Genomic DNA, 12,624 nt, shown 5'->3' on the forward strand with positions numbered 1-12,624 from the left:
ACCCCTTCTTTTACTGAGACAATCATAGGTCACGATGCCTGTAACGGGAGCAGAACCAAGAGACACAGCTTCTCCTGGGCACCAAATCCCCGAAAAATATTAATTTTATAAATGTGATAGAGAAATTCCGTTTTTCTATCCACCCTATTGACCACCCTCTATTTGTTGCTTGATATCTGTTGAGGGTTAGGCACTGCACGTTGTTGTCGCATTGGAAGGCACGGATGATTTTGGCGCTCTGATGGGCGATTCCCTTGCCGACAAGAAATTGCAGACTCATATCCGTTAATTTTTCACTGACTGGTCACAACGCAAAGCATTCATTGGCCAAACCAATCAGATATCTGCTTCGAGCCCAAAGCTGCCGGCTCTCACTCGATTTGATGCGACAAGCACATTTGACCGCTATCAGCCCAAAGCGGACCGACTTGACAGGTAGCTTTTTACTATCGGACAGAGGGCCAGCCGCTATTTTCGCCAAAATTAGGGCCTTTTGGGAACCTAGCCAGTGTCATCATTGTAGACTCGGATGTACTTTGAATCTGTCTCTATACCTACAAAGCTTTGATTAAATGTCCTTGCGATACGCTGCCCCAAAGCAACGATATCATCAGAGGAATCGCTACGGAGGCGTAGTACAAGTGTTTCTCGCCTCACCCCATCGAACATAGAATCCCATCTTCGTACTGACACAGAGGGAAAATCAGTCTCAGTGATCCGAAAAAGCATATCTACCCATTTATCCGGAACAGGCTCTATATGGGTGTTTGGGACATGAACCAAAAATACACTTTGACCGACGACAAAGTCCAATGAACACTCAGGCTCTTGGGACACGCTAGTACTGGTTGATAAGTGATTTTGAAGGCCGGAAAGCACCTCGTCAAACGCGGCTTCCAATTTTGCGTTTGTTCCACGAGCAATATTCACGAGGTTCAAACAATCATTAGCGTAGCTAAGCCGCTTTGCGTTTGTCCAGCCTGCGGGCGGCGAAGCTGATATTGCTCTCAAGTTTGAAGTCAAGTCAGCCAACTTGATCAAGCGTGCTTCAGATGTATTTTCTGACATTTTTATTTTTCGTCGGGCTCGTCTCTCGTCTTTGGAGAGCTCCATGCTGTCTGTGTTATCACCAACAAGTTTTGCCACCCTGCTTCCAAACAGTTGTTGGAGTTCTTCAAAAATAATGGGCGTGTCTTCCAAAACATCGTGTAGAAGTGACGCCATAAGTAGTTCAACGTCACACCCTTGAGTGGCATCCGCGACGTACTTCATCACTTCTATTAGATGATTGATATACGGTTGTTGCGCGGAGCCTTGGAACATTGCCGGATGCACAGATCACGTCTGTGATCAAAGGCTGCATTTTGGTACTTTTGGCGGAAAAGCCCGGCAGGGCTTTCCCTTTTGGCTGGCCGTCCGTTCAGTAGATGTCGCCGTCTTCGGCCATGAGGATGTTCGTGACGCCAGCATCCTGCATTTCCTTCAGTACACTCAGACGGTCGAAATGCTCGGGGTCGTTATAGTTTTGGACGTGCGTCATGACGATCTGTTTGACACCACTGTCGTCCTGAACCTTTTTCATGTCTTCTGGAAACATGTGGTAGGCACCAATAATCTTCACTTTTTCGTCTTCCGTGTCTCCACCCCAGACCACAAACATGATGTTCTTTCTCGTTATGCTTTCGATGACCAGAACGTCAGCGTCTTTTGCCGCGTTGACAAGACCTTCAGAGTAGTGCCCGTCGCCGCCAAACGCGACAACGCGCCCGTCCGACTTGGCCGTAAACCGGTAAGCATAGGTATGATGAAGAAAACCGTGCTCTGTTGGGAATGCTTCGACCGTTACGTTGTCGTCCTCGTAAATTAGCCGCCCTTTGGGATCGGTCGATGACCAGACCGGCACGCCGATTGCGGTTGCTCCGTCGGCCTTTTGGGTTGTCGAGCCCTGGAACATTTCGTTCCTGTCGAGCCGCCAAGCCGCGTTGATATTGGCAATCATCTCGTCAACGCCCTCGGGTCCATATATCTTCTTGTCGGGGCCGGGGCCAAACTTGAACGGGCCCGATATGAAGGATGGCAATCCCACCGTGTGATCTTCGTGCAGATGGGTCAGAAACATATACTTGATGTTCTGTAGATCAAAAACGGTTGCCAGATCCATTGCGCCCTGAGAAAGGACGGCCTTCCCAAGTGACCTGAACCAGCCTTCGCCGGCGTCAACAAAATATGGAAACCCGTTTATGATCACCGCGTGAGCAGGACCAAAACGGTAGGGATTGGGTGGCGGGTCGCCCGTTCCAAGGGTGATCACTTTGGTTGAGGAATCCGCTGGCGACCGGTCAATCGGGCCTCGCGGGTAATTGGTCGGCCAGTAGGCCGGACTCGTATAGGGAGTTTTGAAATCTTCGGGTTTTACGAAGGGAACGTTCAGATAATTTTGTTCCGTTTCGGCGGCACCCGCAGCAAGATTTTCCTCATAGGACTGAGACCAGGCAGCGGTACACAACGCGGCGCTAGCTGCGAATGCGACGGCGGTTCCCCGGACCAGTTTTCGCGGGTAGTTGCCAAGAATTGAAAACATAACTTCCTCCCTAGTTTTTGATGTTTTGCTTATGATCAGAGGAATCGGATCCCCTGATGCAGGCCTCCTTTCAGAATTCTTGATGTGCCCTTCGTGTCTCAATTGCAGACGAGGCCGGGCCCGCAATTGCAAAGATCGTTCGGGTTATCGGGGTTGTCGGCGGCGCAGTGACGAACCTCGCGGCGGTCGTGCCGGCGATGCACGCCTGCCACCGATCCCGGCGACATTGGTCGACCGAAATGGTCGATGAACAACGTGCCCGGGCCTGTGGCTTGTGGTATTTCACCCTTGATGACCTTGACGCCGGGATAGGTCATCGTTCCCTGATCGTTCAGTGGCCGTTGCGACAACTCCACGACCACATCAACGGGCGGTTCACCATCCGCAACGATGGTCAGTATGGCGTTGGGCGGGTCCACAGCAAAGCTGTCGTCGCCTTCGGACACCATGTCCAGAAAGCCCTGTATGCTTTGCACACCCGCATACCGCACCGGCCTGTCGCAAAAGAAAGTGACGATTGGGCTGACATCTGTCATCGTGATCGTGTCTGCGGTCATCGACACTGAACTGGCATTGTGCACGAACAATGCCTTGCACTCCTGGCCATCATCGTCTTGCGCCTGTGCGATGGAGATGAAGCCGAGAACCATTGGACATACGAAGAATAGCGTTTGGCAGGTTCGTTTAATCATTCCCGTCTCCTTGCTTGTTGGAATTCAGGTCACGGCGTCGGACAAGCTGCCTGTTTGGACGACAGTCGTGCCGCTTCAGTGGTGGTCTTGTGCCTTGGGTCTGACCTTGGCCAAGCTTACGTATTCCATCAGTTCGAGCCTCAGTTCTTCGCAGATCTGATTGTATTCGGTCGCGCGGGCTCGCCCGTTTTCTCCTTCAGCTTGAAAGCTGTGAAAGGCGGTCACTGCCTCGCCGAAGTCGCGGCAAATCGCCTGAAACTTTGGATCACTCCGCGACAAAGACACGATTGTGAATTCATCGCTGGGCGATTTTTTCACCAATTCGAAACATCCGGCAGCAAGAAAGTTTTCCATTTGCTCCCCTCCCGTCAAAGGCCATTGGCCGTCAGTGAGAATCTGTTTCCACGGTCTGTCTGCCCAGACACAACCTGGAGACACCAAATTAACATCCGAGGACTGTGGACTGGGGTAACGAACATGTTCTGAACGTGTTCTGAACCTTAAAAATTCTTTTGTATGAATGTAATACTGGACGTGGTCCGAATAACCCGGGTATCGTTAAGTTAGTTTGGATGGAACGAACACAGCCGACAGATACTGCGATGGAAAGTCAGCTATCCGAGCGGAAGTCAGCGCCGCCTCTGGAACAGGCGACCATAGACGAACAGCTCGACCGTATGTTTGAGAGTTCTCAGTTTGGTGCGAATGAACGCCGACGCGCGTTCCTCAAATACATCGTTGATGAAACACTGGCCGGGCGCGCTGACCGGGTGAAAGGGTATTCGATTGGCGTTTCCGTTCTGGGCCGATCCGAGGATTTCGACGCGACCTCAGACCCGGTTGTACGCCTTGAAGCGCGACGCTTGCGGCGTGAGCTGGAACACTATTACCTGACAGATGGAAGCAACGATCCCTTGGTGATTACCATTCCCAAAGGGTCCTATGTGCCGTCGTTCGAATTTCGGGATGTAACTTCGGCACCTTCCGATAAGCCAGATCGGACAGGCCGGCGCGGCAGAAGCGGCTGGCGGGCTCCGAACTGGGTCGTGTTGCTTTTGTTGACGCTGTTGATGGCCGTGACAGCTTTCATGCTGTTCCAAAGTTTCGAAAATGAAAGCCTGTCTACCGATCAGACGACCACGGAAAATGACCTTTGGGGGGATTTACCTGTCGTTGCCGTGATGCCGTTCAATCCATTGGGAAACAGCGCTGTTACATCCGTAGCGGCCCGTGGCATCGCCGAGGACATTACAACAGATCTGGCGCGGGTGCAGGGCTTGCGCGTGATCTCGTACGCATCGACAGCCGAACTGTCCGACGGAGCCATCGATCTGATCGACGAGGGGCGCAAGCTGGGTGCGACCCATGTTCTAAGGGGCAGCCTGCAGACCATGACGGATGGCTATCGGCTAAACATCGGCCTCGTTGACGTAGACAGCAGGGGCGAAATTTGGGCCAAACGGTTCGACTATAAAACGACAGACCGGTTCGAAACTCAGACCGAGATTTCGCGCGAGATCAGTTCGACCTTTTCTATCGAATTGTTCCCCGAACTGACTTCGAGAATGGAGGATGCGCGGTGGACCCGCCGGGATGCCCGGATTCTGTACCAGCAGGCGTTAGACATCATTCACCCGCCAAGCGACCCATCGCGGTTTGACGCGGCACACACCTTGTTGCAGCGTGTAGTGCGGTTGGAACCGGACGCCCCGCACGGTTATGCCGGTCTGGCCTTTGCGGAAGCACACAGAACTTGGTTTGGACTTGCTGCAAACACGGATGAAACGCGGGGTCTGATCAAACAATACGCTGAAAGCGCGTTGGAAAAGGATCAGGCAAATGTTCGCGCGCTTTTGACCTTGGGTATTCTCGAAATCCTGATGGGCAATCCGCAACCCGCAATTGATTTCGGTGAACGCGCAGTCGAGCAAGAGCCGAGCTCAAGTTTGGCTCATGGTTATTTGGGCATGTTCCTTCTGTACGCAGGCAAGCCAGAGCAGGCAATAACACCGTTGCAGCGCGCGTTAAGCCTGGATCCCCTCAGCATTCGACGACCCTATAGGAACATTCTGGGCGTTTCTCAATTTCACGCTGGAAACTATCCAGAGAGTCTGGCCACACTGCAGGAAAACCTGGATCTCGAAGGGCCGTTCGGTCCTCACATGATGGTATACCAAGCCGCTGGAAATGCTGCGATCGGGAAAATCGACCAAGAAACGGAAATTCTCGAAAGCCTGGCCGCCATGATCGCCGAAGGTGAGACCTTTCCGCTCAGACGGTGGCTGGAAAAGGTGATATATGATCCCAAAATGATGCAACCTTTGCTGGACGAGTACGAAAAGGCCAAATCGCTGGCCAACACTCGATGACGACTTGCGGTTACCGGCTCTGGTCGATTCAAGAGCACTCTCATTTGTTCAGGTTCGCTTGCATATCTTATAGGTCGCAGCCAGCTCGTGTAGAGAATGGATCAAATAAATGTGCTGACGAAGCAACTCAAATTGCTCGTGGTATCTCAAGCGTGGTTTACACCCTTCCTATATGTTGAAAAATCAGACCTTGGGCGGATGATATTGTGCTCCTAAAAGTGACAAGCAAATCTTCCGGATAGTGGTTCCAGGATGGAACATTCTTCAATACTCAATGTAAATGAGATTTCAGTTGCAATCTGTAGGGACTATTGGAACCCGGCTTGATAAAGCAGGCGTCATCGTGAGGTCCGCTTCGGGCAGCAACCGGACCTCACGGCGGTGAACGCGAATGGCCATTTTGTCCGCTCGAGCAGTCGTTCAGACAGACCGCAGAGCGTGACTGCTTCGAGCCCAAAGCGGACTGAAATGGGCTCGCCAAAAATGAAATGCGGCGATAGACATTCACTTTAGCGGTCTAACCCATCACTAAATGCATTCACCGCCATCGATAACCAAGGCTTGTCCCGTCATAAAAGCGGATTCATCCGAAGCTAAATAGACAATCCCATGGCCAATCTCTTCAACTGTCGCCCACCGACTCATAGGGATCGCCTGCTCGATGTAGCTTTCCAGTTTGGCACGGCCACCCATCTGATTTTCGAAGCCTGCATTGAAGGGGGTGTCTACAAATCCTGGACAAAGGGCATTGAAACGGATTGCATGGACAGCGTAGTCGGCTGCCATCTGCCGGACCATCGCAACAGCTGCGTGCTTTGTAGTCGCATAGGCGATCATACCCCGGTCGTATTGAACCCCAGAATTGGAGGCCGTGACGATCACACTGCCTCCACCCAATGATTTCATATGAGGGACAGCTGCACGCGCTGCAATGAAGTGAGCGCGGACATTCAATGCCCAAGAAGCATCCATTCCATCTGGTTCCACTTCTTCCAGCGTTCCTTCGATCTGCAACCCAGCGTGAGAGTGCAAGACGTCAAGCCGACCGAAGGTTTTAACTGCTTCGTCTATGGTTTTGGTAAGGGCATCGTCATCGGTTACATCAAGCTGTTTGGCAGACGCTTGATTCCCCTGCGCAACGATCTCGGCCACAGTGGCTTCAGCAAGTGTTACATCGCGATCCGTTACCATGACATGCGCGCCTTCTTGTGCCATTGCCATTGAACCCGCCCGACCAATTCCTGATCCCGCGCCCGTCACGAGCGCGACTTTACCTGCAAGCCGCATGTCACTTGGCTCCTTTATTTAACTATTCGATTTTGAGGCGCCTCGGCGCAAAAGCAGTTGCGCTGCAACGAGCAACAAGAGCGACGCGCCCATAACCATAGTGCCGATGGCATTGATCTCGGGCGTTACGCCGCGCCGGATGGATGAGAATATGTAGATTGGCAGGGTTGTTTCTGAGCCGGCTACGAAGAACGCGATGATGAAATCATCAAATGAGAAAGTGAAGCTGAGCAGGAAGCCCGCCAAAATTGCCGGTGCTATCAACGGCAGCGTCACCTGCCGAAAGGTGCCCCAAGGCGTCGCAAAGAGGTCAGCCGAAGCTTCCATGAGGGCACGGTCCATACCCGATAGCCTTGCACGTACGATGATTATGACCAGCGCCATCGTGAACATGGTGTGCGCGGCGACAAGCGTGGGCATCCCCATGGAAAGTTGCGGGGGATTTGCTCCATCGGGCCATAGGCTTGCAAGAAGCGGGTTTAGCCAGCCGAATACGGTGACCAGGGCAATGAGTGTCGCGATGCCGATGACAATACCGGGTATCATAATCGCAATATAAATCATCGCATCGAACAAAGTTCGGAGCCATCCCTTAACCCCTTGTAAAGCGATGGCCGCCATGGTTCCGAGTGTGGATGCGAGGCAAGCAGTTATGAATGCCGCAAGCAGACTGGTCTCGAGCGCGTCCATAACAAATGGGTTGTTAAGCGCTTTGCCATACCATTGGGTCGAGAACCCCATGAACTGGCTTGCGTGTCGTCCGGCATTGAAGCTGAAAAGCGCGATGATGCCGATTGGAATATATAGAAAAAGGTAGACGCAGATCGCGTATAAGCGCATCGGACCCTCACATCAGCGAGACATCTTCGCGCTGGCCGCCCAGGCGCGAGATGAATTTCATGTAAATTGATACAGTGGCAAGCATTACGACAACCAGAGTCATTGCGACCGCCGATCCGTACGCCCAGTTCCGAGACTGCAGGAACAGGTCCACCAGCGCATTTCCGACGAAAAAGACCTTTCCGCCGCCCAAGATCGCTGGGATCAGAAATTCGCCCATCAGCAAGATGAAGACCAGCATGCAGCCAGTTGCGATACCAGGTACCGACAGAGGAAGTGTCACCTGACGGAACGTACGCCATGGGGTAGAGCCGAGATCAGCCGATGCTTCCAGAAGGCGTTTATCCAGTTTGTCCAAGCTTACAAAAATCGGGAAAACCATCAAAGGTAGATACCCATAGACAATCCCGACAAGCACAGCGAACGGCGTATTTATCAGGCGGATATCACCGATGCCGATCAACTCCAGAAAAGCGGGCAAGCCACGCCCCCCAAGGATGAAAATCCATGCGTATGACCGGATCAGGATCGATGTCCAGAACGGCACGATCACCAGGATCAACAGCGAAGTTCTCCACTTTGGTGAACAACGCACCGCAAGAAAGTAGGCGAGCGGGTAGGCAATTACCAACGCAGCGATAGTCCCCAGAGGTGCGAGGATCAATGTGTTCTTAAACGCCGTCCATCGCGCAGGAAGGTTGGCATATTGTTCCAACGTGAACGCTGGAACATAGCCTCCGGCGGCACCCCGTTCGCCAAAGGAAAAGACGAAGACGACCAGCAGAGGAAGGGCAAGCATTACCAACAGCCATATTCCTGCCGGTGCCAGCAACAGTGCTTTTCTGCCTCGTTCGGTCATATCTTCCTCGTCTTTTCCGATATTGGCGGCCTTGCCGCTTAGGCCGACTTGAAGCGGGCGAGCAACTCGGCACGGTTTGGATCGGTTAGCGTAGCCGCCGCGCCGAACTCGAGTGCATTCAAAAGGTCAGTTGCCGGATAAAGGATCGGATCTTCCAGTAGTTCCTTCGGCAGCAACGCATTGGTGCGAGCATCAGCCGATGGATAGCCGTGAGCGAGGACTTCTTTCGCATTAACTTCCGGGTTCAGCAGGAAGTCGATCAAGGCATAAGCGGCATCCATATGGGGTGCGCCCTTAGGAATAGCGTAGTAGTCGGACCAGAGTTCACCGCCCTCAGTTCCCAGAACGTAGGCGATTTCAGGCATGTCGACATTCATCTGCTTGCCATCACCTGTCCAGCACATCGTCATCCAGGCGTCACCGTTACGCATCGGTGGCTGATAATCCGACGAGATTGCAAACAGATGCGGTTTGGCATCCAGCAACAATTTCTCGGCATCCGCCAGTTCCTTCTCATCGACCGAGTTGAAGGAGTAGCCGAAGTATTTCAGGGCATTACCGATGGTGGTGAGTTGGTAATCATGCACCATTGTCCGGCCTGAGTAACCTTCCATAGTAAGGTCCCAGAACTCTTTCCATGTGGTTGGAGTCGGAGCGCCGTCAAGCTTGCTGGTGTTCACTGCAAAGCCAGTCGTGCCCCAGTTTTTTGGGACCGCGTAAAGCTGGCCATCGACAGAACCGGCATCGGAAAAGCGCTGCTCGAATGAAACTGCGTCGTAGTTTGGCAGTTTGGACGTATCGAGCGGGATGATCAGATCTTCACCCACATACGTAGTGATCGTGTAGTTGGTTGGAACGAAAACGTCCCAGCCAGACCCTCCAGCCTGTAGTTTTGCCAACATCTCTTCGTTCGAGCCAAAAACATTGACCTGAACATGGGCGCCAGTGGCTTCCGTGAAGGCTTCGAAGTTCATCTCGTCATGGTAGTTCGGCCATGTGGCGAGGATCACTCGGTCGCCAATGTCTCCGGCAGCAAATGCCGGGCGTGTACGCAACCCAGGCATGGCCGTGCCTAGAACGGCCGTTGCCATCCCAAGACCTGTCACGCCTAAGAAATGTCGCCGTGAAACCGAACCCTTTTGGTACCGGCGAAGCTCTTCCATGAACTTCTGTTTGGAAATAGTCCCATTATCCTTGGTCATCGTGAACCTCTCTGTTGTTGGATTGCGGGATTTGTTATTTTTCCAGGATCAGCAGTGCGCCTTCGCCCCATGAAACAAAGGCCTGCTCTCCTGCATTGAACGTCCCCTCGTTCAATTCCGCTTGCCTTGGCACAAGTACGTGGAAATCACCCAGTGCTTCGTTGCGCGCAAGGTATTCTGTGTGCTCCCCAAGGAAGATCCGATTTTGAATGGTAACTGGCAGAGCGATTTCAGCTGCGGGTAGCGCGCGGGTCAGCGTGATCTGTTCAGGACGGATACTAACGCACACTTCCTGCCCTGCATCTATTGGAATCTCCGGAGTTCCGTGCGCCTTTTGGCCACTCGCTAAACGCACAGTGATTTGGTCAGCTGCTGAGTCTGTTACAGTTGCATCAAAGAAATTCGAGGTGCCTACAAATCCAGCCACGTAACGGCTGCGGGGCATGTCATAGAGTTCGCGTGGGCTGCCTACCTGCACAATACTGCCGCCTTCCATCACACAAATTCGGTCGGACATTGAAAGCGCTTCTTCTTGGTCGTGCGTGACGAGGATAAAAGTTATTCCCAGTTGTCGTTGCAGGTTCTGCAGTTCAAACTGCATTTCTTTTCGAAGCTTTCGATCCAGAGCAGCCATTGGCTCATCGAGCAGCAAAAGCTTGGGCTCGTTTACGATCGCACGCGCCAAAGCGACGCGTTGCTGCTGACCACCAGACATCTCCCAGATGCGACGTGGGCCAAATCCACCAAGACGGACAGTTTCCAGCGCCTGCTTAACCTTTGTCGCGATTGTTTGTTTGTCTACGCGTGGTCGTTGTTGGCGCAGGCCGTATGCGATGTTGTCGAACACGCTCAGGTGAGGAAAAAGAGCGTACTGCTGAAACACCATATTGACTGGGCGATGGTGCGCATCCAAGTCGTTGACGACTTCGCCATCGAGCAACACCTGACCTTCGGTTGGTTTCTCGAAACCTGCTAGCATTCTAAGTGCTGTGGTTTTGCCGCAACCAGATGGGCCCAAGAATGACAGAAACTCCCCCTTCCCAATGGAAAGATTCAGGTCTTTGGCAGCGACCACATTCCCGAAGGTCTTGGTCACTCCTCGGAGTTCCGCAATCGTCTGCATGGTAACGCTCATGTCAAAGCTCATATACTGCCGTTTTCCTTTTGCTTGATTTTTTGGCATTTACTGGCATACCACTCAAACAAGGAAAAAGTAACAATAACTCGGAATAACTGTATATACCACAATTGGGGTATAGAGGTTCTTTTCGAAGATCTGGAGCGGCGTGTGTACGATTGGATGGAAGAGGCCGGCAGGGTCGTGGAGAAGATCGGAACCCCAGAGTTTCCATGTGCTTTGGCAGATGGCTTACGGCAGGTCGCACCATTTGATTTTACGGTGGCGTTTGGCCATGTCGGAACCGAAGCACCAATAGACCTTCACGACGATTTCCCCAAAAGCAAACGGCGTATATTTGTTGAGGATTACCAAGCCGGGCCCTACGTACTTGATCCATTTTTTTTGGCCGCGACAAAACCAATAACACCGGGTCTGTACCGCATGCGCGATATCGCACCGGACAGGTTCTATCAGGGCGAATACTATCGCAGCTATTACAAAAGGACTGGGTTAGCAGAGGAGATTGGCTACTTTATCGATATCCCAGGCGCTGGGATGGTTGTGGTCTCGCTCATGCGAGCAGAGAAGCCTTTTTCCGCCAAGGAAATTCGTCATTTGCTCGCTCTATGGCCGCTCGTTCGGGCAGCCTGTTGCAAACATTGGAGTGACTTTCCAACGATGGCCCGCGGCGCCGCAGCGAATGGCGTTAGTCGTCGCGTCGATCTAGCATTCCAGGCATTTGGCGATGGCGTTCTGACGCTACGAGAACGAGAAGTCGTTGAGTTCACATTGAAGGGCCATTCGGCAGAAGCTGTTGGCACAATTCTCGGCATCTCTCCAGGCACAGTCCGCATCCACAGACGCAACATTTACGCGAAACTTAGGATCAACTCGCAGGGTGAGCTTTTTTCAAAGTTCATTGAAAAGGCGCTTTAAAAGGCTCCTTGAACACCCACTTTATCCGTTTTGCCGACCTTGCTACCTTGTGACCCGGAAAACACCAAACATTTGGACGGCACTGTCTGATAGCCAAGGAACCCAAAGGGAGAGGGTTGGGACGCCCGGAACCCATGTTGGGCTAAATTAATACCCGAAAACGCTTTCGGGCCATCGTCTACCTAACCGGATCAGCCGTTTTAAAAATGGCGTCAAGATACGAAAGGCAAAATTTCATGGACGCACCAGTTATCCAGTTGATTTTTATGCTCATCTTGCTGGTTGTCGTGATCTGGCTTTATATCCTGCCAATCACGATGGCAGGGCGGCGCAACCGATCCGGTTTGATCTGGTTCCTGATCGGTCTGGTTGGATCACCCCTTTTGGCTATCCTTTTGCTGCTGGCTTTGGGTGATGCACCAGAGCAACCAACAACCTAATTTTGGGACGATACCATCTGACACGCAAAAGGGCTAAACCGGAGGGTATCTGGACGCCCGTGAGCCATAACGTCCTGCTCAGCATACAATAACGGTGCCAATTGAGACACTATACTTCCGGAAGTGAAGACAACTAATCCTTCTCACTCTCCACAACCGTGTACCGTAAACCCAAGGTTAACCGATTTGTTTGGTGAACCATAGACCGCTTTGTCCGCAAAGAGGTCAGTTAGACGGAACATAGCGAATGGCTGCTCTGAGCCCAAAGCAGTCGGGAGATCTCTTTTACTTTGGGGTC

12 protein-coding genes are annotated in these 12,624 nt (G+C 52.4%); 3 read left to right on the forward strand and 9 right to left on the reverse strand.

The genetic code is table 11. The features are described from left to right. Positions 1–501: 501 nt before the first annotated feature. The 4 genes from ACR0B7_RS20840 to ACR0B7_RS20855 form a co-directional block, all read right to left on the reverse strand. Positions 502–1,323: an HD domain-containing protein gene (locus tag ACR0B7_RS20840; protein ID WP_170486629.1), complete on the reverse strand. Its 822-nt coding sequence runs from the start codon at positions 1,321–1,323 to the stop codon at positions 502–504. Positions 1,324–1,420: 97 nt separating this feature from the next. Then, the gene (locus tag ACR0B7_RS20845; RefSeq protein WP_170486630.1) at positions 1,421–2,581 is read right to left on the reverse strand and encodes an MBL fold metallo-hydrolase; all 1,161 of its coding nucleotides are present in this window, start codon (positions 2,579–2,581) and stop codon (positions 1,421–1,423) included. A gap of 98 nt (positions 2,582–2,679) precedes the next feature. Next, the gene (locus tag ACR0B7_RS20850; RefSeq protein WP_170486631.1) at positions 2,680–3,273 is read right to left on the reverse strand and encodes a hypothetical protein; all 594 of its coding nucleotides are present in this window, start codon (positions 3,271–3,273) and stop codon (positions 2,680–2,682) included. Between the two features lie 75 nt (positions 3,274–3,348). Next, positions 3,349–3,627, reverse strand: a complete 279-nt coding sequence (locus tag ACR0B7_RS20855) for a hypothetical protein (protein ID WP_170486632.1) — start codon at positions 3,625–3,627, stop codon at positions 3,349–3,351. Positions 3,628–3,845: 218 nt separating this feature from the next. Here ACR0B7_RS20855 and ACR0B7_RS20860 point away from each other — a divergent pair, with 218 nt between their 5' ends. After that, a complete protein-coding gene (locus ACR0B7_RS20860) occupies positions 3,846–5,642 on the forward strand; it encodes a tetratricopeptide repeat protein (protein ID WP_170571345.1) in 1,797 nt (598 codons plus the stop codon). Between the two features lie 528 nt (positions 5,643–6,170). On the opposite strand, the gene ACR0B7_RS20865 is transcribed toward ACR0B7_RS20860, so the two are convergent. From ACR0B7_RS20865 to ACR0B7_RS20885, 5 genes are read right to left on the reverse strand one after another with little or no spacing between them, the layout of a single operon-like run. Beyond that, complete coding sequence (locus tag ACR0B7_RS20865) at positions 6,171–6,929, reverse strand: SDR family oxidoreductase (RefSeq protein WP_170486634.1); 759 nt, start codon at positions 6,927–6,929, stop codon at positions 6,171–6,173. Between the two features lie 18 nt (positions 6,930–6,947). Then, positions 6,948–7,769, reverse strand: coding sequence for an ABC transporter permease (locus ACR0B7_RS20870; protein ID WP_170355768.1), 822 nt, complete (start codon positions 7,767–7,769; stop codon positions 6,948–6,950). Between the two features lie 7 nt (positions 7,770–7,776). After that, on the reverse strand, positions 7,777–8,628 hold the full coding sequence (locus tag ACR0B7_RS20875; protein WP_170486636.1) for an ABC transporter permease: 852 nt from the start codon (positions 8,626–8,628) through the stop codon (positions 7,777–7,779). Positions 8,629–8,666: 38 nt separating this feature from the next. Continuing rightward, a complete protein-coding gene (locus tag ACR0B7_RS20880) occupies positions 8,667–9,830 on the reverse strand; it encodes a polyamine ABC transporter substrate-binding protein (RefSeq protein ID WP_170577063.1) in 1,164 nt (387 codons plus the stop codon). Positions 9,831–9,864: 34 nt separating this feature from the next. Next, a complete protein-coding gene (locus tag ACR0B7_RS20885) occupies positions 9,865–10,965 on the reverse strand; it encodes an ABC transporter ATP-binding protein (protein WP_480682369.1) in 1,101 nt (366 codons plus the stop codon). 153 nt (positions 10,966–11,118) lie between these two features. Here ACR0B7_RS20885 and ACR0B7_RS20890 point away from each other — a divergent pair, with 153 nt between their 5' ends. Both ACR0B7_RS20890 and ACR0B7_RS20895 read left to right on the forward strand, forming a co-directional pair. Further along, a complete protein-coding gene (locus tag ACR0B7_RS20890; RefSeq protein ID WP_480682372.1) occupies positions 11,119–11,886 on the forward strand; it encodes a helix-turn-helix transcriptional regulator in 768 nt (255 codons plus the stop codon). Positions 11,887–12,122: 236 nt separating this feature from the next. Further along, the gene (locus ACR0B7_RS20895) at positions 12,123–12,326 is read left to right on the forward strand and encodes a hypothetical protein (protein ID WP_058283652.1); all 204 of its coding nucleotides are present in this window, start codon (positions 12,123–12,125) and stop codon (positions 12,324–12,326) included. Positions 12,327–12,624 lie beyond the last annotated feature (298 nt).

It is taken from the genome of Ruegeria sp. BB6, assembly GCF_056539385.1.

Excerpts from the sequence above, each read along its gene's own strand:
- ACR0B7_RS20840 (WP_170486629.1), bottom strand. The coding sequence starts at position 1,323 with ATGTTCCAAGGCTCCGCGCAACAACCGTATATCAATCATCTAATAGAA.
- ACR0B7_RS20845 (WP_170486630.1), bottom strand. The coding sequence starts at position 2,581 with ATGTTTTCAATTCTTGGCAACTACCCGCGAAAACTGGTCCGGGGAACC.
- ACR0B7_RS20850 (WP_170486631.1), bottom strand. The coding sequence starts at position 3,273 with ATGATTAAACGAACCTGCCAAACGCTATTCTTCGTATGTCCAATGGTT.
- ACR0B7_RS20855 (WP_170486632.1), bottom strand. The coding sequence starts at position 3,627 with ATGGAAAACTTTCTTGCTGCCGGATGTTTCGAATTGGTGAAAAAATCG.
- ACR0B7_RS20860 (WP_170571345.1), top strand. The coding sequence starts at position 3,846 with ATGGAACGAACACAGCCGACAGATACTGCGATGGAAAGTCAGCTATCC.
- ACR0B7_RS20865 (WP_170486634.1), bottom strand. The coding sequence starts at position 6,929 with ATGCGGCTTGCAGGTAAAGTCGCGCTCGTGACGGGCGCGGGATCAGGA.
- ACR0B7_RS20870 (WP_170355768.1), bottom strand. The coding sequence starts at position 7,769 with ATGCGCTTATACGCGATCTGCGTCTACCTTTTTCTATATATTCCAATC.
- ACR0B7_RS20875 (WP_170486636.1), bottom strand. The coding sequence starts at position 8,628 with ATGACCGAACGAGGCAGAAAAGCACTGTTGCTGGCACCGGCAGGAATA.
- ACR0B7_RS20880 (WP_170577063.1), bottom strand. The coding sequence starts at position 9,830 with ATGACCAAGGATAATGGGACTATTTCCAAACAGAAGTTCATGGAAGAG.
- ACR0B7_RS20885 (WP_480682369.1), bottom strand. The coding sequence starts at position 10,965 with ATGAGCGTTACCATGCAGACGATTGCGGAACTCCGAGGAGTGACCAAG.
- ACR0B7_RS20895 (WP_058283652.1), top strand. The coding sequence starts at position 12,123 with ATGGACGCACCAGTTATCCAGTTGATTTTTATGCTCATCTTGCTGGTT.